Origin of the sequence: Weissella sp. MSCH1, from assembly GCF_045799135.1 — a bacterium.
GTDB lineage: Bacteria > Bacillota > Bacilli > Lactobacillales > Lactobacillaceae > Weissella.
Map to the genome: position 1 here is coordinate 1 of NZ_JBJMBA010000021.1, position 20,237 is coordinate 20,237.

Here is a 20,237-nt window from a genome sequence, read left to right on the forward strand (position 1 = left end):
CTGTTCCAGTACCGATAGTCTTACCATCTTTATCCGTCAAGACAATTGTGTCACCAGGCGTTCCCGTACCAGTAATTGGATCAGAACCTGGCTTCATTGGATCGATAGTTGGCTTGTGTTCATCAGCGACGAAGTCGGGCGTTGAACCGTTAGAAGTCACATCAAAATAAACATTCGTAGAATCAGTTGTACCATTAAATATATTTATATTGATAATATCACCAGTGGTAACCAAAGCATTAAAAGATTCAGCTCCTTTATTTAAATCAATAGCTGATTGATTTAGTCCATCAGTATTAATAGTTAAAGGCAATGTAGCTTGTGTATCTCCGAGTAGTGAAACACTGGCAAGATTACCTAAAATACCTGTGCCTGCATTTATAACTGTACGTACTGCTGTTACCGCTGTTCCTAAGGTCCCTTTCAAAACTGATAACGTAGTGTTAGCAGTTCCAATTGCCAGACGTTGTGGAGCTGCTAGAAGTGGATTAGTACTATATCCATTAGTAGGATACACTTCTAATGACACGATTAAGTCTTGGATATGCGTCAAAACATCATTAATTTTATTTTGTAGTACTTGACCCAACCCATCATTCAAGTCAATTGAAACAATGTTTCCATCTGGTCCCAATTTCATTACTACATTGAAATTAGATTGATCAACAGTAATAGCATCATTCAATAAATTATTAATTGCAGCGACAGTTGTTTGCAATCCATTTACTGGCTTACCATCCGAACCTAAAATAATATTTCCATTGCTATCTTTGGCAACTAGGCTGGCTCCTACTGTTGATGAGGCTAAATTAAGAGCATTAGATACACTTGTATTAAATGTATTAACTGCTACTTGAAGTGATGACAATGCTGTACTCAATATTGGAACTTGATCAAGCCTAACAGAAACGCTAGTGCTTACTGCCGCCTGCCCGTTTAATGTTACTTTACCCACCAATTCCTTAGGTATTGATAGCGCAAAAACTTTATTACCGGAACCAATAAGAGTAGATTCCACCGGCTTATTTCCTGTTATATTAAAATCAATATCCTTACTACCACTATCATTCTTTAAAGCTGTGCCTTCGGAGCTCTTACCACCTGAAACAGTACCACTATTATTTGTTACTGTAACATTATCTAAAATAGATCCCTGAATCAACGCCATTTTTTCAATAGATTTACGCGTATCTAATTCACTTAATATTTTATTGGTTAATGTAATGTGTTTATCTGACACAGGTATCTGTACTGCTTCTACTGCCGAACTTGCGGACTCCGATACAGGTGCCTGAGCTGATTCTACTGCTGAGCTTGCGGACTCCGATACAGGTGTCTGAGTTGCTTCTACTGCCGAGCTTGCGGACTCCGATACAGGCCTTATCGACACAAAGCTATTTTTTTCTATATGTGCTTGAATTGTTGAATCAGCCTTGGCTGATGTACTAATCATTCCTACACTAATAAATGATGTTAAAGCAATGGAGCTATACAGCCATAACTTTCCAGCTTTGTACATCTTATAGTGTACTTTTTTGTCTTGTATGCCCATTATTAATCCTCCTAAATGACGCTCCTGAACATTAAAGAAATCAAACATTAAACTTATCTTTAGCTCATATTCTCATAAGGTTTTTTTTTTTGCAATCAAAAAAATCGAGGTGTGTCTCGAAAGTTAAAGTAACTTTCGGTGTTTTTCTTTATGACTAAGACATCACAATAAATAAAATACAATGCAATCCTGGAATATATTTCAGGTAACACAATTAAAAAAGATGTTACTAAGCGTTATGTCACATACTATACAGCTTTCAAAAGGATGTTAGCGGCATATAAAATAATGGGGCTAGTGTGTTATAAATCGCCCCTGTAAAACACTATTAAAACAACCCCTAACAAACCAGAGTAATTTGTTAGGGGTTGTTTTTCATTTAAATGATATAATATAGCTTAAAATGCGGGGCTAAATTGAATAGTTAATCGTTGATTAGTAGCTTGGGCAATCTCTGATAACATTTTTGTTGAAGCATTCATCGACCCATTTTCAATGCGTGCGATCGTTGATTGTGGTTTACCAATCAGACTGGCAAATTCACGTTGACTCAACCCCATATTTTCACGCAGGTCATGAACTTTTACTGCCACCTCTAAATTGATATTTTCTTGCTCGACAATTTGTGCAAATTCGGGATTGTTTTTACTACGTTCAGAAATATAGACATCAAGTTTATTCATCGGTTTTCCTCCTTATTCAAATACTGATTGCGTCTATTTCGAGCAATTTGCTTTTCATTTTCAGGTGTCTTTTGCGTTTTTTTCGTAAAGGCATTAGTAATAATGTATTGACTACCTTTAACTTGAAAGTAAATAGCTCTTTGAATGTTTGAAGCTCGTTTAGAACGAATTTCATAGAGATTATTTTCTAGCTTTTTTACCCATAATTGTCTTTCCGCAACTAAGAGGCCATTATTTTCAATATTTTGAATGGTTGCAATTAGTTTAGCAGCATCTTTATCAGGTAATTGATCTAAGAACTGTTCAAATTCAGCCCAATCGTAATAATCAAACTCAAATTTTTCCATAACAACATGATAGCAAATACGCTATCGTTAATCAAATAATTAACTTTAAAGGTGTAGCTAATGGTGCAACAAATCGTACTACCAATCAAAGACTCAAATGTCTTAAAAATGGTGCAAGACACCTTACTAGATAGTTTTCGGGCGGGTCGCCGTAACTACACCATCTTTCAAGTTGGCAAAGTCACCTTGCTGCGGGTGAGTGATGTGATGACGTTAAAGAGATCCGATGTCTATAATCCAGATGGCTCTGTTAAACAGACGGCCTTTATTCATGATAAAAAAACAGGCAAAGCGAACACGTTATATTTAAAACCTGTTCAGCAAGACTTGCTGCAATATCATGATTGGATGGTCCAAGAAAATATTAATTCTGAATGGATATTTCCCTCAACAGCCAATTCTGATCGCCATATAACCGAGAAACAGTTTTATAAAGTGATGGCGCGTGTTGGTGATCTATTAGGAATCAACTACCTAGGTACTCATACCATGCGTAAAACAGGCGCCTATCGCGTTTATACGCAATCAAATTACAACATTGGTCTAGTCATGCACTTATTGAATCACTCAAGTGAGGCTATGACGCTTACTTATCTTGGCTTGGATCAAGCTAGTCGAGAGACTATATTAGATCAAATTGATTTTGGATAATGTTTAGTATTGATTGATTCGAGGACATTATTCATAGATTTTATGATGTTGCTGGTGATTAAGGCTATTTCAAAATGAGAACGCTTAAAAAACATTTTTATAGGATCAAATAGTACCGAAGTGTTCTTTATACAATCATGTGATTAAAAGCGCTACAATTTAGATACCACATAATTGAAAGGATTACAAAAATGACAATGAATTGGACAATCGTTGGAACAGGTGTTATTGCGCATGAAATGGCAACCGTATTTAATAAGAACAATCGAGAAATTTATGGCGTATTTAGTCGTAATGCAGACAAAGTAAAACAATTTGCTACCGATTATGGCGTTCTTCATCAATTTAATTCTCTAGATGATGTATTTTCTGATGACAAAGTTGAAGCTGTGTATATTGCTACGCCACACAATACCCATTTTGATATAGCAAAACAAGCGATTGAACATGGCAAACATGTACTCATGGAGAAAGCAATTACGTTGAATAAGGCAGATTTGGATCAACTTGAAGATTTGGCGCAACAGCATAACGTTATACTTTTAGAAGCAATGACTTTAGTTCATATGCCTTTAGCCAAAAAAGTAAAAGCTATGATTAATGACGGTCAATTAGGTGAAATTAAGCATATTAGTGTGGCACATGGTAGTGTTAAACCCTATGATCCTAATAATCGCTTCTTTAATCCTGATCTAGGTGGTGGTGTCTTACTTGATATGGGTGTTTACGGTATATCTGGGGCACGCTATTTTATGTCAGATCAACCTGATAATGTGCAGTCTTTTGTTGACTATGCTCCAACTGGAGTTGATGAACAGGCCGTCACAATTCTTCATAATCAGGCGGGCGAATCGGCTATGGTATCTGTTTCTTTGCAAGCTAAGCAACCTAAAGCACTAACTATTTCTGGAACAAAAGGTTATATTACAATACCAGAATATCCACGCGCACAATCAGCGTATTTTTATCATGTAGATAGTGATACCACAGAATCAATCACAGAGGGAAGCACAGAAAATGCTTTGTTCTACGAAATTTTAGATTTCGAAAGTATCATTGCTGAGCCATCAAGCATTCAAAACTACAAGACTATGACAGATGATGTATTTACAATTTTCGAACAAATGAAAACAAGCTGGTCTCAGCAAAAGTAAGACTAGCTAGAGTAGCTAATAATAATTACGTTTAACAGTAGATTTCCCCTGCACAGAAGTTTTATAAGGTGATAGATCGCGTTAGTTATCTATCAAGATACCATGCTAGATAAAACTGAACTTGGTTAAGGGTTGTAACTTGTAAATAGTAGGTTGTTTTACTGTGATTAAGATACTACAGATAAAAGGATAAGCTAGTAATGACGAAATTATTGATTATTGGCGCTACTGGCATGACTGGTCAAGCATTAGTAGCTGAAGCCGTTGCAAATGGATTATCAGTTATTGCAAATGGACGCAATCTAGATAAGCTCAATGCTTTAAATAACGAATTTCAAGATATTAACATTTTGAACAAAGATGCTTTTGAAATCAAATTAAGCGATTTAGAAGACGTTGATGTGATTATTGATGCGTTTGCAACCGCACCCGACCAAGCTTACTTACAAATTGATCTTGCTGCACATCTAATTGCTTTACTACGTAATAGTAGCAAGCGTATTGGATTCATATTAGGAGCAGGTAGTTTATACACTGATGAATCAAAGATCAAACTTACCTATGATTTAATTGCCGCAGATGACAGCACAAAACCATGGCGTGCGATTCCTGAAAATCAATTATACGAACTTGAATTCTTACGCCGTGTTAAAAACGTGAATTGGTTTGGTGTGTCACCTGGTAGTAACTTTATTGCTGGTGAAAAATCAGATAACATTTTAGTTGGTGATGACATACTGTTAACGAATGACCAAAATGTATCAGAAACTACTTCTGGCACAATGGCATTTAAGGTCATTGAAGAAGTTAAAAATAACCAATACAATCAAAAGCGCTTTACGGTGGCTAATGGTTAACATGTATTTATCTACTAAAAAGCATCATCTTCTAGGAATAATCCTAGAAGATGATGCTTTTTGATTATGCTGATTTATTTGTAATGGTATATTTTCATCTAACCAAATCTAACGTGATTAGATTATTTTCCTATTATATACTTCCAATACGTGAGATAAACACTTTTTTATAGACGTATTTTTAACTTATTAGTAATCTCTTCATATCCTGGTTTACCTAACAAACCAAACATATTTCGCTTATAAGCCTCAACACCTGGTTGGTCAAATGGGTTAATACCGTTCAAGTAACCTGCAATCGCAACAGCTACCTCGAAGAAATAGATAGCTTGTCCCAAAGCAAATTCGTTTTGCTTGTCCAACTCAATAATCATGTTAGGTACACCACCATCAACGTGGGCCAACATCGTTCCTTCTGAAGCGGTACGGTTAACGTAGCTCATCTTCTCACCTTGCAAGTAACCCAAACCGTCGTCAGCATCCATTTCTGGAATCACAAGGTCCGTCACTGGCTCAGTTACGCGAAACAACGTCTCAAACAAGTTGCGACGACCATCTTGGATGTATTGTCCGAAACTGTGCAAGTCCGTTGAGAAGTTTCCAGTTGCTGGGAAGATACCCTTGCCGTCCTTACCTTCTGACTCACCTTACAATTGCTTCCACCACTCACCGAATTGCACCAACGTTGGATCATAGTTAATCAACAATTCTGTCGTATACCCCTTCCGGTACAAGATGTTACGGTAAGCAGCATATTGGTAAGCTGGATTCTTTTCCAAATCGTCATCAGAGTATTCCGCTTCACCAGCAGCAGCTCCAGCCATCAATTGCTCGATGTCACCACCAGCAGTCGCGATTGGCAACAAACCAACAGCCGTCAAAACTGAGAAGCGACCACCAACACCATCAGGCACAACGAACTCTTCGTAACCTTCTGTGTCAGCCAACGTCTTCAAAGCACCACGCTTTGCGTCAGTCGTGGCGTAGATACGCTCACGAGCTCCTTCAACACCATACTTGTCTTCCAACATTTGCTTGAATACACGGAATGCAATCGCCGGCTCAGTTGTCGTACCTGACTTTGCAATCACGTTAACTGAGAAATCGCGGTCACCGATAACCTTGATCAAACTGTTCAAGTAAGCTGGCGCAATTGAGTTTCCGGCAAACACAACTTGTGGGAAGTCGCGTTGCTCATCTGGCAAGTAGTTGTTGAAGTATTCATTCAAGAAATCAATTGCCGCACGGGCACCCAAGTATGACCCTCCGATTCCAATAACAACCAAAACCTTTGAGTCTGATTGGATTCTCTTGGCTGCTGCTTGAATACGCGCAAACTCATCCTTGTCGTATTCAGTTGGCAAGTGAAGCCAGTCAGTGTAGGCTGAGCCAGCCCCAGTTCCCTTACGTAGCATTTCATCAGCAACTGTAACCATTGGTTGTATCATGGAAATTTCTGCATCTAAAATAAATTTTTCTAGATGTTGGGTCTTAAATTTTAATATAGAATTATTCAAGGTTAGCATGCCTCTTTTTTAATTCAAATTCGGAAATATTAAATTTATTCATATAGTTAATTACAAATAAATCTCCATATAACCAAACTGATTGTTCAAATAAACTTCCCATTGGCTGTTTTGTTATGTCGTTATTAGTAAACTTACTTTTACCGGATAGTAGAATGACGTAGTCTGCTTTTTTATAGATTGTATTATGCCTGTTTGTACTCCATAGCCAAACTTTCGCTCCAATATTTTTTGCAGTCTCAACATATTGAATTAATTGCCTCGTTTCTCCAGATGAAGATGCAATAATTAATAAGTCTTTATCCTGAATAGCAGGTGTAGTAGTATCCCCTACAAAAAAAGTCTCTTTGCCTAATTGCGCAAGGCGCATAGCAAAAGCCCGTAATGCTAGTCCTGAGCGTCCAAATCCCGCCAAAAAAATTCTATTAGTTGAATTGATAACCACTAATAACTCATTGGGAATATTTTTATCCGAATTATTATTTAGTTCATAAATCATGTTTTCCCAATTCATAACAAACTCCTATTTATCCAAGAATTTTCTTGAATTCAGCTGCGGCTGTGGCTGGATCATCTACTGTAGCAATTGCTCCACCAATAATTAATAGATCTGGATTAGCCGACTTAATTTCCTCCGCTGCTGTTAATTTAATTCCACCAGCGATTGCAGTCTTTGTATTAGAAACGTTGTTCTTAATGATATTAAAGGTTTCAAAGGGATCTTGACCCAGGGCTTGTAGATCATACCCTGTATGAGTACCAATATAATCTGCTCCAAAAGCATCTATTTCACGAGCACGAGTTGCAATGTCTTGGACCCCAATCATATCAACCAATAACTCTTTTCCAGCTTCATGAGCTGCTTTTACAGCGTCCTTAATAGATTGATCTTCGGCAACACCTAAAATCGTTGTAATATCTGCTCCGTAAGCAAATGCTTGATTCACTTCGTATGAAGCGACGTCCATTATTTTCAAATCAGCAAGTAATGTAATATCTGGAAATTCCGCACGAATTTTTTTAAGTCCTTCAAGTCCAAAATTAATTACCAAAGGGGTTCCATATTCAAAAATATCAATACTATCTTTCGTCTTTTGAATTAAATCAATGGCTCCTTGGACATCTTCTAAATCAATTGCTAATTGTAGTTTCATAATAAAATAACACCTTTCTTTTTAATAATATATATATTATTTACCTTACTGGTAAAATTTAATAGAGGGCACTTCAAAGTAACCCAGTGTCTCTTTATATTTATTATCCATAAGGGAGTATTATTATGTCAGATTATTTTCGAAATAGTGTTATGAAAAAACTTAGTAACGGTGAGTTTGATTGTACTAAAGAGTTTACCGTATCAATGTTTAGCGGTAAGCATAAATTATTAATATTATGGATTTTAATAAATGATGGTCCGCAGGGATTTTCGTATTTTATGCAACATTTGAAGAGTATCAGTAAAAAAGTTTTATCAAACCAATTGAATGAGTTAATGGCGGACCAAATTGTCTCTAAACGAGAATACTTAACTGGTAAAGTAAAGCACACTGAATATCAACTAACGGATATAGGAGAAACATTAATTCCCATCATAGTTGCTTTAAATGACTGGGGAGAACATAGACTGAAACAGGTTGCTTTAGTGAAAACATTTAATAAATGATGTATAGATTTTTATCTGCTGTTTAAGATGCGAGCAGCTTGCCCCACGCGGGTATCGTTCTGCATGACATGCTCCCGCTGAAGGTGATCCTGCAATGATAAATTGCCCCGTCACGGCGTGACCTGCCGGAGGTTTTACGAGCCGGATAATAGGCGCTGTAAAATAGCAGTTTCCCCAGTAGGAAGGGGAAACGCTACTGTCATCGCTTGTCGATGACGCGCCTCGCAGAGCCTGTTATACCAGATTTTTAACGGTGTTATACAGGTCTTGGAAAACCTTTTTCGAGGAGGCATTTTTGATGGCGCATTTAAAGAAAAATACGCGTGGCGCAGTACCCGGTTTAGCGGTCCATTTTGAACGTAAAACCGACCATCACACTAACAAAGAAATTGATGTGTCGAAATCCTATCTGAATCAAGATCTCATGACGGATGGTTCAGATATGCTTTCACGGTTCAACGAGCGTTTAAATGACATTGATTGCATGAAAAGAGACGATGTGAAGGCGTTAGCGACGTGGATAGTCAAACTTTTACCTGAAGAACTCACAGAAGCCCCCCTACGAGCAACAGAGCGCCTTTTTTGAACCAACCACTAATTTTCTGAATGACCGTTATGGCAAAGAAAATGCCGTGGCCGCTATAGTGCATTATGACCAGACAACTCCTCACTTGCACTATGCCTTTGTTCCGGTGGTTTTTTATGATAAAAAATCACGTTATAAACGTCTCTGCTAGAGAAGTGCTCACACGCCATGATGGCTGTGATGTCAAGATTCCGGACTTCTTTTTCGAGCCCGCTAGGGATCGTACCCTGAAAATTTTTCAAAATGGCCTGATTTCGTACATATTTTAGGGCATTTTTTAATGTTGGCCAGGGATTTTCTCCTGTGCCTTCCGGAAGCTCTAGAGTTATGTTGGTCTAGTTTTGTTTTTGTTGAATTTCACAAGTTTGAGGATGCATCAAATAAGCCCTGACTTTTTGAACTTCAAAAAGTCAGGGCTTGCAAGCGCAGGTGTATAGGCAACTTTGTATAATCGTGTTTATGTCATCTAGAAATTGGTCTAGGACGCATCACGAAGTGATATACGGGTGTTGTTGTACCAGTTGATATACCAGCCAACCGCAGCTTGCACATTGTTTATGCTCTCAAATGTCCGTTGATAGACCAGTTCTCGCTTGAGCAACGAGTGGAAGCTTTCGATGCGGGCGTTATCGTAAGGGTGTCCTTTACGGGAATAAGAATGCCTAATGCCAACGGACTCCAGTGTGTTTTCAAACAATTCGCTGGTTTATTGACTTCCCATATCGCTATGCACATACAGTGGCTTTTCACCACGCCGCAGCGCCTTAGTAATGACTGAGGTCGCCAGTTGGGCTGTCATTGTGTCTGCGATTTGATATGACAGCACCTTACGGTGTTCTGGATCATACGCACTCGCCATGTAGACCCATGTCTTATCGGTCAACTGAATATACGTAATATCAGTTGTAAGCACGCGACTTAGGTCATCCAGATTGCCGATAAGATTTGGCATCTGATCTTTGTCATTAACCGTTGTGGGCTTGTTATATCGCCTTTGCATACGAGATCTTATGCCGGCTTCACTCATCAACTGCCATACAAAGCGATCACTAATCGCCATTTTGAATAGGTCTCGCATGGTTTTTGCAATGCGTCGATACCCATAGATGCCTTTATTGGCCGTGTAAATTGATTTGACGGCAATTCGCAGATTGTTGTGTTGTATTTCTTGTGCGCTTGGCTCCCAATGAATCCAGTTAGAGTAAGTGGACATTAGAATTTTCAAAGCACTCAAAACGCGTGTGATGCGGTGTTCCTGTGCCAAATTTTTGTTGATAATTGGCAAAACAACACTTCTACCGCGCAAAACTAATGTTTTGCCAGCAACACCGCCGCTCGTTTTAAAATTTCATTTTCCTCTTTTAAGATTGCGAGTTCTTTGCGCTCATTGGCTGAAACAGACTCGCCATTAACGTCTACGGGGGCGTACTTCTTAACCCAATTTCGAATTGAATCAGCTGACGTCCCGTATTCCGTTGCTAGTTCATCGGGCCGATGGCCCGCTTTAACCATTTCAACGATGGACTTTTTAAAGTCCTCTTCATAACGTGTAACCATAAATAAAAATGCTCCTATGATGATATTTTACCAAACTAGAAAAACTAGTCCGGAATCTCATCATAAGAGCAGATTTACAAACCTTTCATGAAAAAGGCATTTTAAATAACAAAACTTTACCGTTCGAGAATGTCGCTGAAATCAAAAAATACAATGATCAGTTCAACGACCTAAAAACAGAACTAGCCGATATTGAAGACAATATTAGGGCTAAAAAGGCCGTACTTAAAATCACGGATCAAACCTTAATGGAAGTTGACTTAGCCGAAAAACAAATTGATGCCTTTAAACAAGACTTATCTAAAAACCTCTTTGGTAAGACGCTGCTTAAACCAGATGATTTAGATCGCTTTAAAGTGTTGCTATATCGATGATATGTGTTATGTTAAATCCCTTCGGTATACCTGTTTCAGTTAAATAAATTCAGGGTGGTTTCTAAAATATTCCACTATTGCTTCCTTAACGATTTCTCGTGAACCGCCTTTATTACGTCCAATTTTATTTCCCGCTTTTTGAATAACTTTTTTTACAGTCGGTTCGATATTAACTGAAAAAACTTCTCGTTCAAACGTTTCTGTTTCTGCTTCAATTTGTTTTTCTAATTCTGACCAACTAATCTGTTCTGTTCGTTCCATAAACTTTTCAGGTTGCCTTAGTGTTGGTAAGTCCGTTTTAATATTAGTATCTACTGCTTTTTTAAATTGTGGTTTTGCCATTTTTAGTAGTTCAACTCCTTAGCCAAATTTTGGTAATACGATCTTGCTTTTTTATAACGCATGTCTGTTGTCAATGATACTGGCAATTGATATAGCGTAACTGATTCTGCAAACGCTATTAAATTCGGTATATACGTATCAGTCATTTTAATATCGTGATTTTCGGCTACTTCTCGTAAATTATCTAATAAGAATTGGTGCGTATTAGTATTCATTTGAACTTTTGTAGGAACAATATGCCTAACTCTTACATTTCTATCATCAGTAATTTTTAGTGTTGTTTCTGCATTTTTTACAGCATATGTTTCTGGCGTTGCCACAACAACAAGATCATCTACAATTTTTACGATGTTTTCCAACACAATATCTACGGCTGGCGCCATATCAAAAATAATATAGTCATAATCCTTTTTAACTGATTCAACAAAGTTTAATAAGTGTTTGCTACGAACTTCATTTGGTTCTGATGCCGCTTGAACAATAAAATCAGATAATGTTTGATTACTTGGGATAATGTCTAAATAGTCGTTAATCTTAATAAAATAGTCACTAGCCTGTTTAGCAGTCCAACCACTAATTAAATATGCCCCTAACGTGGTCTCTAACTCATCGGAATCAACACCAAAGGTTAAACTAGCGTGTCCTTGTGGATCTCCGTCAATTAACAATGTTTTTTTATTTTCTAACGATAAAACACCGGCTATATTAGTGGCAGTTGTTGTTTTAGCAACACCGCCTTTGTTGTTGTAGAAAGCTATTATTTTTGTCATGAAGTCCCCCAATCAGCAATCTATATGTTTACGTGTATGTATACATATATGTAAACGTTTTTTTACAACTAATAAATAATGCAACTGATTTAGCAACGTTCTCTTTATTATTAGTTTATAGTTTTATTGTACCATACATTTACATACATGTATATGTACACGTGTACATGACTTTCAAATATACTTCATACGTTAAGACAGTTATAAAAACTTAGTATTAAATTTCTATCACAACGAATAATCTGCAAGGATCAATACAAAGCTATCCAACGCCCGCTGGACAAATTTGTATAAGTGAACGCCATTTTAGTTTGAATCAGACTTGTAATATACACCGGCTAATTAGTGGCCTTCGGCAGACACAAGTGCAAGCACTTGGAACCTATATGATGACGCTTAATCAAATCCGCTTTTTTTTAACAAAAACAAGTTGACATGCACTAACTAATCATCGCTCCGAAAGATTTGAGTATTTGAGAATACAGTTCACCCATAGCTTAGCAATAAATGAACTGTATTCAACGTCAATCGCTCCTCAGAGTTCTCGTACCGTCGTTAACAAGACTAGTTCAACACTCACACTTTTAAGGCGTCAGGAGCCGTATACCTGCCTTTTAGCGGTTTCCCGCTGGTGTGAGCCAATAAAGCTCCGTAGACCGTCCAGAATTACGTTATACGTTGATTCTCGGCGGTGTTTTGCCACCCACAAGCCCAGTTCAGCATATGATTTCGATATGTAATCACGTAGCCTTTTCATGTCACCATGTTGGAAGCCAGAGGCAGTGTCCTTAGTTGCGCTTCCCTTACCCCTGAACAACCATAGTCTGTAGTTGCTCAGGGAATGCCGTTGAATAAAGGCGGTGCATTTTCCGCCCCTGAATAACAGGATATGTCGATAACGAGTACATTTTAACCGTTGCCGATGATGCCATAAGTACAAAAAAAGGATTCCATACGTTATGTGCCATTCAATCAACACGCCTGTACGGAATCCTCTGAATAAGCCCTGACATTTTATGTCCTGTTTGAAGCTCACCTACTTGATTACACTTTCTGAACCATGATACAATGAACATACAGATCAGGAAGTTAAAAACGTGTCAAATGAGTTTGCGTCATCTGGCACAGCTTGAAAATGGAACGCCAATTCCACTTTCAAGCCTTTACTGATATTAACTTGTTGCGTTTATTGTAGCATGTTAAGCGGTTCCAAGGCAATTACGTTCTGGAACGAATGCAGCACTCACTACTCCATAGTTAACTGCTGAATATATTGAAGTCGATTATGTGTCCTCCAAGGCGATGATCGACTTTTTTATTGTATTTGAAAGCCCAATATACTGGTTTAATCTCCTCATTACACACATAACGTACACAGGTTATCTGTCAGGAGAACAAGAAAATCCCCCAGATAGGAACCGGATTATTTCCATCCTATCTGGAGGATTTTCTATTAATTCAGCATAATACCTTTTTAAACATAAGGGATCACTGTTATTTTTTTACCGCAAAGGTTAGTTATCGTAATTTTATCGACTTTAATATAGTTGCTGTATTTCGCTATTAGCATATGCTTATGAGTAATAAAAATTACCCCAATATATGCAATCCTTATCAGTCAATAATTTGACCTTAAGTGTGGCTCAAACCTTTAAATCAGATCCCTAATAATTTCAGTTACATTCCTCTTCCATAGGAATGCTCTTGCCTACGGCTCTTAGCTTTCATGTCTTGTTCAAGCTGTTGTTCATTCTTTTGATTCCGGCTTAGATTGTAAATGATATTCATCATAGCACTAGTGAACAAACGATTTGTGTATTGCTTTGGTGTTGATTCTCCGTATTTAATACCTCGATAATCTCCGCCGATCTGTTCACGATTAAATCGCTCATTCTTCATCCATTCGTTACTACTCTCGTGTTTTGCCTGTTCAAGTAGTTCTTGTGGTATAGCACCATTATTAGCTGCTTCCCCTATGAATAACTGTACTGTTCCACCATGACTAATAACACGGCGCAACGCCTGATTTTTAACATTATCAATGCTTTCTTGACCCGCTAACACTTTCAGTCCTTGTACGTGGTCGTTCGTACTAAACATGCGTGGTGGGTTCTTAACCAGCACATTCACGTGTGCTGGTTTTAGTGTTTTTTGTTCTGGGTTGTAGTACATAATCAAATTATACAAACGCTCTTTATCACGTAATTCCAGCGCCTTATAGTCCACTTCATTAAACGTTCTTTCAATAACGGTTTTGTACTGTGCTTCCACAACCCGTTCCATTTGTTTAATACCCGCATATTGGCGAACTGAACGCACCAAATCTTCACGATCTTGTCCGGTAAAGTCTTGTAGCAACTTACCTTTTGAATCATCAAGTCCTTGCCATGTTTTACCTTGCTTTTGCAAAACGTTTTCCATGTTAGCAATAGTTGTATTTTTCTGATTTTGTAATAGATTTGCACTAGTGTATGGGCGCTTAGTAAACGTCAAAACTTCTCGGTTTACAGTAAATGCTCTAATGTCATTCATACGTTCTGGCAACTCATCATTTGAGAAAATACGGTTCTCTGAATTTGTCTCGACAATAAGCTGGCGTAATTCAGACTTTGTAAACTTGTCCTTATCTAGTTCTGGATAAACTTTATCAATCACTCGATTAACAACTTTATCAACCAATTCATTGGCTTCTTCAAGCGCATTATCCTGACGTGCAATTATTTGCATTGATTTCGTCATATCTTCGCCAACTGCATTCTTAATGAATGTACTGTTTTTCCAGTTGAATATCATACGTTGCTTATCTCGCAATTGGTCGATTTCTATATAAGTTTGTAGTTCCTTACCTAACTTGGCAATTTGTCCCTTTTCAGTGAAACTCATATGTTCCTTCAAGGCAATTAAGCGGCGCTCCGCAACAATTTTTTCGCCGATATTTTTTTGACGTGATAAATTACTTCGTTGCTCCTTAACAAGCTCGTTATATTCTGCTCGTTCTTCGGCCTGATTATTCACACCAACGTGCTTTGTTGCTGGCAATTCAATACCTTGCTCTTTCAATGTCTTTTCGCTAATGCGATCAGGCATTTTTTTGAGTTCAAAATATTGATTTACAGCTTGCGCCCACTGTCCACGCCACTCATCAACTTTCCCCGGCTTATCCCAATCAACAAGCCAAACTTTACGTTGTCGAATATTGCCTTGTTCGGTTCTAGTTTTGTTTCCGTTTTCGTCAATGATATATTCAGTTTTTGCTTTTTGTCCCCATGATCCGTCTGCATTAAATGGTCGATTAGTTAGCATAACGTGAGCGTGTGGGTTTTCTTGGTGGTCTCGGTGTATTGCAACGTCCGCAACCATACCTGAATCTACAAATGTTTCTTGAACATACTTAGTCAACAGCTCACGTTGTTCGTCATCACTTAATTCAATCGGTAGCGCAATATTAAATTCCTTTGCATACCGTGAGTTAGCCTTGTTTTCTTGGGCTTCTACTTCATTCCACAAACGTTCTCTGTCACTAGACCACTCCGGCGCATTTTCAGGCAACAAAATAAAAGATTCCGGCTTTACAACTCGGGGGTATTCATAATTTTTTTCATCAGCTTCTCGGTAAAGAACTTCGCCACTTCTGTAACTAGCACTAGCAACAACACTTCGTCCGTCTCCGGCACTAATATTTTTAAAGTTCATGTGAAAAATAGCCATTTTGAATATCCCCCCTTTCCTGTCGTTTTTAATTTTATTTTTTCAAGTTGCCGGTACGGCTTCTAATACACAATTTTTTAGCAATTACATCAGCCATTTATGGTTGATGTGTAAGTGCGCTTACTGCTCGTTTCACTCGCTTGTAAGATTTCCATGTCACTACGTTAAGTTTACCGCTTTTTTTTTGGTTTTTCAATTTTTTGTTGACTGATTTTAAAGGGTCTGATATTATGAATTTAACAAATGGTCGATTTATAAATTTCAGGGGGAAAACAAATGGCTTTAATCAACTTAGAAAAACAACAAGAACGCCTTTTAAAGTTGAACGAAAAAATCAAACTTGAAAAAGAAAAAATCGAACGCAGTTTAGGCCATGAGATTATTAAAAACTCTAACCTTGAATATTCAGAATTTACAAAATATAAAATTGCAGAACTTGGTAAATTACTAGGTTCAGAAATATCAGTTAGTGATTCAAATTCTGAACAAAATAACGATGATGTTACCGATTAAAAATCAACTGACTTAAATAACCAAACTAATTCAAATTTTTAATTGGATAAATCATTATGGTTGATAATTTAGATAAACTAGTTCAACAAAAAAATGAACTAGAAAAAAAGATTCAAAAAAACGAATTGCTTATGAAGCAAAAACAGTTTTATGAATCAAACAAGGAACGCAAACTTCGTACTCGTAAATTTATTCAAAAAGGGGCATTATTAGACAAGTATTTTGATATTGATAATTTGTCTGTTGATGAAACAGAATCTTTGCTTAAAACGTTTGCAGAATACGTAAAATCTAATAAACCTGAAAAATACAAAAAGTAAAAAAGATAGATCCTTCCGATCTATCTTTTTTACTTATCTTATATTTATTTTTTCACTAGTTATTCACTATTGAACTGTCCCCTTTCGGTAACTTATTTCATCTCTTAAAAGAACGGTTATTCACTATAACTATGTTCTAAAAATATCAGTATACCTATTCTATTTTTTATAGTATATTCAGATGAAAATATGATTCTAATTTTAAAACATGTGCGTGAAAAATTAAGCAGTAGGATCTTATAAAAAACAGATCATCATATTCCAATTTTTATATATACTTGGAACGTATACTAACCCACAACAGAAAATATTAAGCACTTTACTAGTTATACTTGTATATCAAATCAGCAGCCAATTTGAACCGAAAAAACAATTGGTATAGATTGTGAAAAAAGCCCGATTCCCCACTTGTGAAGTGAGTGAATCGGGCTTTTTTTAAGTTTGTGAATTTCCAAAAATCACAATCAACCGTCAGCCATTGATAATGCTGGGACTTGGGATAATCGATGTTATGTTAACTCTCTTTGGTCTAGCTAATATTACTTTTTTGGCTTATTTTTAGCAGTAAATAATATACCCAAAATTATAGTAGCAACGAACATCATTACTCCCAATACAGTTATACCTATTTGCTTGTTAACACCTGTATTAGGCAATGCCACTAATTTGTTTGGAACCTTAGTATCAGTCATCTTATCGTCAGTATACTTATTGTTAGGAGCTTCCTTCTCGTAAACATAAGTTACGGTTGTGGTTCCATCTACATAGCTTCCTTGATCATTAGATGGCGTCTCAACTAATTTATAACCAGGTATTGATTTTGGCTTTGTTGTATAAGCTGCGTCAATGTCACCAGTACTAGTATCTGATTCACTGACCTTATTACCATCTTTGTCGACATAATTAACAACTAGATCACCTTGCTTTACAGCTGGTGTTTCCTTCTCGTAAACATAAGTTACTTCCGTATTAACTCCATTAATATATTGTCCATTATTCTGACCAATAGTTTTATCAGGAACCAAACGATATCCCAAAATAGATTTTTCTTTGGTAGTCCAATTTTTTCCTGCTAATCCATCTTGATATGTCGGTTCAGCAATAACATTACCATCCACATCAATAAAGTTAGTTGTTTGGTATCCCATATAGTTAAGTTGCTTAAGATTACTTGGCACTACTTGGCTACCAGCATAATATTTATCGGGTTTAATTCTAGACGTATTAATATCAATATTTAGACCATCTTTGGGTACATCTAGATGAAATTGAACTATATGATTAGGTTCAGACGCGCTATCCTTTTTATCGCTATAATCTAAATAATCATGTGTAACAGCCAAAAAATTATCTGAAGTCAAGTCATATGGTAGCTGAGAATTATTATGAACATAGATAGAATCAATAGCCGAATTATCTATCTTTATTCCTTCATTAAAATCCACATCTTGATAACCAATATGTATCTTTTGATTAACTGGTTTTCTTGTTGCAGGGTCAATAAATTGATAGTTCATATGGAAATAATTACCTGCCTTAGCAACCTGATAACCACCACCAACTGCTAAAAAATTACTTTTATCAAGCCCAACGGATATCGTGGTTACACCACTATCAGTTAAATCTTGCCCTAAAAGTTTGACTTTCATATCTCTCGGCGTTAACTTGTGATCGTTTTCGTCCCAAACATATAAAGCGTTTTTGACATATACATAAGTGTCAGTCCCAAGTTGATCAGTAGATAAAATAATATTTTTTGAACGATTTTCCCGTGGTAAATCTGATATGTTAACTTTTTTATCATGAACAAATAACTCTATACTAGAGTCTGAACCAAAATTTGGTGTTGCACTATACTTGACATCCATATTAGCAGATGTCGACAAGTCCATTGACTGTGTTTTGGAAAAATCTTTTAGTAGCTTCCCGTCAGTATTAGCAGGATCGGCCTTACCAACAATGTCTGCATAGACATCGATACTATCATTCACATAACTGTTTACAGTCAATATTGTCGATAAAATCGTAGTAGTTATCAATAAGTTTCTAATCTTCATGTGCACTATCCTCTAATTCCATATTAAATTCACGTAATAAAATAGTTTCAATATACCTAGAGTTAGATAGGTCTCTTGATTTAGCATTCTTATTTAGCTCTTCAACTACTTCATATAATAGAGTAAATGACTTGGATACTCTTTTTTTCATGATCAACCTCTTAATATATTATAATGTATTATAATATATTGTATCATAGCATTAATTTAAAGGCGATAAACCGTATTCAAATCAAATAAATGGCATAGTACGTCTTCAGTAACATTATGTCGAGTCTAAAAAAGTCTAATGTCATTTGGTCTTATATATAGATAATTGTGCTGGAATATCTTAATTGTCCAGTTTGTATCGATATAATTGTAAAATATCGGATTAGTCTATCGTTAAAGTTAATTTAAACTAGTTATTTATATTTAAATAACAGGGACCGGATTCTTAACATCAGCGCCCGGATTATAGTCATGTTTTATTAATTTTTTATCTTTTTAGCCATATAAATATAGAAAAGTGATTTTGCCTCATCATTTATTGGGTGACATTTAACTAATTAGGCATTAAAACATTGTAAACAATCAATTAGAATAAAAAAGAATGACTACAGTTAGTTGGGATTATTGAAAAATAGGAAGTTAAAAATAACCAATATAATCAAGAATAATTTACTGTGTCCAGTTATGTATGTATAAAAAGCATCCTCTCCTAGAAGAGGATGCTTTTCTTTATATCGTTGCGCTTATGATTATATTCCGTATTAGTTTTTCTGTGGATTTTAAAATGAACAAATTGAATGTTCAGAAAATTCCGTTTACGTATTCTCGTACGTGTAAAAAGTGTTTTCTAATTAATGAATTAAACACAAAAGGCAGTTGATTGTAACAATGTTAAATCAACTGCCCAAGTGATGTTGCAAATATTAAATTTTACCTTCTAATATCACATACCATTATTTTAGTTTATTTTACTTGCAATCAAATAACGTTTAATTATTGTCCTTATTTTTTGAGGTAAATAGCATACCTAGAATTATAGTAATGAATAGCATAATTGCACCTAATACAGTAATAAATTCTGTTTTATCAACACCAGTATTAGGTAATTCACCATCTTTACTAAAAGCACTATTAATTTTACCGGATCCTGTAATAGGGTTAGAACCTGGCTTCATTGGATCGATAGTTGGCTTGTGTTCATCAGCGACGAAGTCGGGCTTTCCAACCTTATCAGTAGCGGCTGTTCCCTGATTACCATCCTTGTCTGTTGGTGTAGCAGTGATTGCTTCACCTTCAGTAGTAGGCCGTGAAGGTGTAATTGCATACTTGCCATGATCACCTACTGTTCCAGTTCCAATAGTCTTACCATCTTTATCCGTCAAGACAATTGTGTCACCACGCGTTCCCGTACCAGTAATTGGCTCAGAACCTGGCTTCATTGGATCAATAGTTGGCTTGTGTTCATCAGCGACGAAGTCGGGCTTTCCAACCTTATCAGTAGTGGCTGTTCCCTGATTACCATCCTTGTCTGTTGGTGTAGCAGTGATTGCTTCACCTTCAGTAGTAGGCTGAGAAGGTGTAATTGC

Annotated in this window: 20 protein-coding genes and 3 pseudogenes; 8 read left to right on the top strand and 15 right to left on the bottom strand. The window is 36.6% G+C overall.

Features of this window, described 5'->3' with window-relative positions:
- The 3 genes from ACJ28U_RS00835 to ACJ28U_RS00845 form a co-directional block, all read right to left on the bottom strand.
- A partial coding sequence (locus ACJ28U_RS00835; RefSeq protein ID WP_407618087.1) for an adhesive domain-containing protein occupies positions 1–1,600 on the bottom strand: 1,600 nt, incomplete at its 3' end.
- Between the two features lie 350 nt (positions 1,601–1,950).
- Positions 1,951–2,235, bottom strand: coding sequence for a helix-turn-helix domain-containing protein (locus ACJ28U_RS00840; RefSeq protein ID WP_407618088.1), 285 nt, complete (start codon positions 2,233–2,235; stop codon positions 1,951–1,953).
- Entirely contained in the window at positions 2,232–2,582 is a 351-nt protein-coding gene (locus tag ACJ28U_RS00845; protein ID WP_407618089.1) for a type II toxin-antitoxin system RelE/ParE family toxin, read from the bottom strand. The genes ACJ28U_RS00840 and ACJ28U_RS00845 overlap by 4 nt, the downstream gene beginning before the upstream one ends.
- A gap of 60 nt (positions 2,583–2,642) precedes the next feature.
- Here ACJ28U_RS00845 and ACJ28U_RS00850 point away from each other — a divergent pair, with 60 nt between their 5' ends.
- From ACJ28U_RS00850 to ACJ28U_RS00860, 3 genes are all read left to right on the top strand, one after another.
- Positions 2,643–3,233, top strand: a complete 591-nt coding sequence (locus ACJ28U_RS00850; protein WP_407618090.1) for a site-specific integrase — start codon at positions 2,643–2,645, stop codon at positions 3,231–3,233.
- Between the two features lie 191 nt (positions 3,234–3,424).
- Positions 3,425–4,387, top strand: coding sequence for a Gfo/Idh/MocA family protein (locus ACJ28U_RS00855; RefSeq protein ID WP_230097580.1), 963 nt, complete (start codon positions 3,425–3,427; stop codon positions 4,385–4,387).
- A gap of 200 nt (positions 4,388–4,587) precedes the next feature.
- Positions 4,588–5,244, top strand: a complete 657-nt coding sequence (locus ACJ28U_RS00860) for an NAD(P)-dependent oxidoreductase (RefSeq protein WP_407618091.1) — start codon at positions 4,588–4,590, stop codon at positions 5,242–5,244.
- Between the two features lie 167 nt (positions 5,245–5,411).
- On the opposite strand, the pseudogene ACJ28U_RS00865 reads toward ACJ28U_RS00860, so the two are convergent.
- From ACJ28U_RS00865 to hxlA, 3 genes and pseudogenes are all read right to left on the bottom strand, one after another.
- Positions 5,412–6,770: pseudogene (locus ACJ28U_RS00865) on the bottom strand (glucose-6-phosphate isomerase).
- Positions 6,754–7,284, bottom strand: a complete 531-nt coding sequence (gene hxlB / locus ACJ28U_RS00870; protein ID WP_407618092.1) for a 6-phospho-3-hexuloisomerase — start codon at positions 7,282–7,284, stop codon at positions 6,754–6,756. The pseudogene ACJ28U_RS00865 and the gene hxlB overlap by 17 nt, the downstream one beginning before the upstream one ends.
- A gap of 13 nt (positions 7,285–7,297) precedes the next feature.
- Entirely contained in the window at positions 7,298–7,924 is a 627-nt protein-coding gene (hxlA, locus tag ACJ28U_RS00875; protein ID WP_077283306.1) for a 3-hexulose-6-phosphate synthase, read from the bottom strand.
- Between the two features lie 125 nt (positions 7,925–8,049).
- On the opposite strand from hxlA, the gene ACJ28U_RS00880 reads away from it, so the two are divergent.
- Together ACJ28U_RS00880 and mobV are read left to right on the top strand one after the other, a co-directional pair.
- Entirely contained in the window at positions 8,050–8,433 is a 384-nt protein-coding gene (locus tag ACJ28U_RS00880; protein ID WP_407618093.1) for a winged helix-turn-helix transcriptional regulator, read from the top strand.
- A gap of 298 nt (positions 8,434–8,731) precedes the next feature.
- Positions 8,732–9,192 (top strand): annotated as a pseudogene (mobV, locus tag ACJ28U_RS00885) (MobV family relaxase); the annotation flags it as partial.
- A gap of 305 nt (positions 9,193–9,497) precedes the next feature.
- Here the strand turns inward: mobV and ACJ28U_RS00890 are convergent.
- The 3 genes from ACJ28U_RS00890 to ACJ28U_RS00900 all read right to left on the bottom strand — a co-directional run bounded on the left by ACJ28U_RS00890 (position 9,498) and on the right by ACJ28U_RS00900 (position 10,576).
- Positions 9,498–9,716, bottom strand: coding sequence for an integrase core domain-containing protein (locus tag ACJ28U_RS00890; RefSeq protein ID WP_407618094.1), 219 nt, complete (start codon positions 9,714–9,716; stop codon positions 9,498–9,500).
- Between the two features lie 9 nt (positions 9,717–9,725).
- Positions 9,726–10,232: an IS3 family transposase gene (locus ACJ28U_RS00895; protein ID WP_407618104.1), complete on the bottom strand. Its 507-nt coding sequence runs from the start codon at positions 10,230–10,232 to the stop codon at positions 9,726–9,728.
- Between the two features lie 95 nt (positions 10,233–10,327).
- Complete coding sequence (locus ACJ28U_RS00900) at positions 10,328–10,576, bottom strand: transposase (protein WP_407618095.1); 249 nt, start codon at positions 10,574–10,576, stop codon at positions 10,328–10,330.
- Between the two features lie 65 nt (positions 10,577–10,641).
- Here ACJ28U_RS00900 and ACJ28U_RS00905 point away from each other — a divergent pair.
- Positions 10,642–10,941: pseudogene (locus ACJ28U_RS00905) on the top strand (mobilization protein); the annotation flags it as partial.
- Positions 10,942–10,989: 48 nt separating this feature from the next.
- Here the strand turns inward: ACJ28U_RS00905 and ACJ28U_RS00910 are convergent.
- From ACJ28U_RS00910 to mobQ, 3 genes are all read right to left on the bottom strand, one after another.
- On the bottom strand, positions 10,990–11,292 hold the full coding sequence (locus ACJ28U_RS00910) for a hypothetical protein (protein WP_407618096.1): 303 nt from the start codon (positions 11,290–11,292) through the stop codon (positions 10,990–10,992).
- A gap of 2 nt (positions 11,293–11,294) precedes the next feature.
- Positions 11,295–12,062, bottom strand: a complete 768-nt coding sequence (locus ACJ28U_RS00915; RefSeq protein ID WP_407618097.1) for a ParA family protein — start codon at positions 12,060–12,062, stop codon at positions 11,295–11,297.
- A 1,677-nt stretch (positions 12,063–13,739) separates the two neighbouring features.
- A complete protein-coding gene (mobQ, locus tag ACJ28U_RS00920) occupies positions 13,740–15,770 on the bottom strand; it encodes a MobQ family relaxase (protein ID WP_407618098.1) in 2,031 nt (676 codons plus the stop codon).
- A gap of 276 nt (positions 15,771–16,046) precedes the next feature.
- Here mobQ and ACJ28U_RS00925 point away from each other — a divergent pair, with 276 nt between their 5' ends.
- On the top strand, positions 16,047–16,283 hold the full coding sequence (locus ACJ28U_RS00925) for a hypothetical protein (protein WP_407618099.1): 237 nt from the start codon (positions 16,047–16,049) through the stop codon (positions 16,281–16,283).
- A 56-nt stretch (positions 16,284–16,339) separates the two neighbouring features.
- Positions 16,340–16,603 (top strand): hypothetical protein, encoded by a 264-nt coding sequence (locus tag ACJ28U_RS00930; protein ID WP_407618100.1) that lies wholly within the window; start codon positions 16,340–16,342, stop codon positions 16,601–16,603.
- 539 nt (positions 16,604–17,142) lie between these two features.
- Here the strand turns inward: ACJ28U_RS00930 and ACJ28U_RS00935 are convergent.
- The 3 genes from ACJ28U_RS00935 to ACJ28U_RS00945 form a co-directional block, all read right to left on the bottom strand.
- Complete coding sequence (locus tag ACJ28U_RS00935) at positions 17,143–18,660, bottom strand: MucBP domain-containing protein (protein ID WP_407618101.1); 1,518 nt, start codon at positions 18,658–18,660, stop codon at positions 17,143–17,145.
- Positions 18,650–18,811, bottom strand: coding sequence for a hypothetical protein (locus tag ACJ28U_RS00940; RefSeq protein WP_407618102.1), 162 nt, complete (start codon positions 18,809–18,811; stop codon positions 18,650–18,652). The genes ACJ28U_RS00935 and ACJ28U_RS00940 overlap by 11 nt, the downstream gene beginning before the upstream one ends.
- A gap of 829 nt (positions 18,812–19,640) precedes the next feature.
- Positions 19,641–20,237 (bottom strand): Ig-like domain-containing protein (locus tag ACJ28U_RS00945; protein ID WP_407618103.1); only part of this gene is annotated, 597 nt, incomplete at its 5' end.

What these genes read in the sequence shown, in the direction of transcription:
- ACJ28U_RS00840 (WP_407618088.1), bottom strand. Translation starts at nt 2,235, where the DNA reads ATGAATAAACTTGATGTCTATATTTCTGAACGTAGTAAAAACAATCCC.
- ACJ28U_RS00845 (WP_407618089.1), bottom strand. Translation starts at nt 2,582, where the DNA reads ATGGAAAAATTTGAGTTTGATTATTACGATTGGGCTGAATTTGAACAG.
- ACJ28U_RS00850 (WP_407618090.1), top strand. Translation starts at nt 2,643, where the DNA reads ATGGTGCAACAAATCGTACTACCAATCAAAGACTCAAATGTCTTAAAA.
- ACJ28U_RS00855 (WP_230097580.1), top strand. Translation starts at nt 3,425, where the DNA reads ATGACAATGAATTGGACAATCGTTGGAACAGGTGTTATTGCGCATGAA.
- ACJ28U_RS00860 (WP_407618091.1), top strand. Translation starts at nt 4,588, where the DNA reads ATGACGAAATTATTGATTATTGGCGCTACTGGCATGACTGGTCAAGCA.
- hxlB (WP_407618092.1), bottom strand. Translation starts at nt 7,284, where the DNA reads ATGAATTGGGAAAACATGATTTATGAACTAAATAATAATTCGGATAAA.
- hxlA (WP_077283306.1), bottom strand. Translation starts at nt 7,924, where the DNA reads ATGAAACTACAATTAGCAATTGATTTAGAAGATGTCCAAGGAGCCATT.
- ACJ28U_RS00880 (WP_407618093.1), top strand. Translation starts at nt 8,050, where the DNA reads ATGTCAGATTATTTTCGAAATAGTGTTATGAAAAAACTTAGTAACGGT.
- ACJ28U_RS00895 (WP_407618104.1), bottom strand. Translation starts at nt 10,232, where the DNA reads ATGTCCACTTACTCTAACTGGATTCATTGGGAGCCAAGCGCACAAGAA.
- ACJ28U_RS00900 (WP_407618095.1), bottom strand. Translation starts at nt 10,576, where the DNA reads ATGGTTACACGTTATGAAGAGGACTTTAAAAAGTCCATCGTTGAAATG.
- ACJ28U_RS00910 (WP_407618096.1), bottom strand. Translation starts at nt 11,292, where the DNA reads ATGGCAAAACCACAATTTAAAAAAGCAGTAGATACTAATATTAAAACG.
- ACJ28U_RS00915 (WP_407618097.1), bottom strand. Translation starts at nt 12,062, where the DNA reads ATGACAAAAATAATAGCTTTCTACAACAACAAAGGCGGTGTTGCTAAA.
- mobQ (WP_407618098.1), bottom strand. Translation starts at nt 15,770, where the DNA reads ATGGCTATTTTTCACATGAACTTTAAAAATATTAGTGCCGGAGACGGA.
- ACJ28U_RS00925 (WP_407618099.1), top strand. Translation starts at nt 16,047, where the DNA reads ATGGCTTTAATCAACTTAGAAAAACAACAAGAACGCCTTTTAAAGTTG.
- ACJ28U_RS00930 (WP_407618100.1), top strand. Translation starts at nt 16,340, where the DNA reads ATGGTTGATAATTTAGATAAACTAGTTCAACAAAAAAATGAACTAGAA.
- ACJ28U_RS00935 (WP_407618101.1), bottom strand. Translation starts at nt 18,660, where the DNA reads ATGAAGATTAGAAACTTATTGATAACTACTACGATTTTATCGACAATA.
- ACJ28U_RS00940 (WP_407618102.1), bottom strand. Translation starts at nt 18,811, where the DNA reads ATGAAAAAAAGAGTATCCAAGTCATTTACTCTATTATATGAAGTAGTT.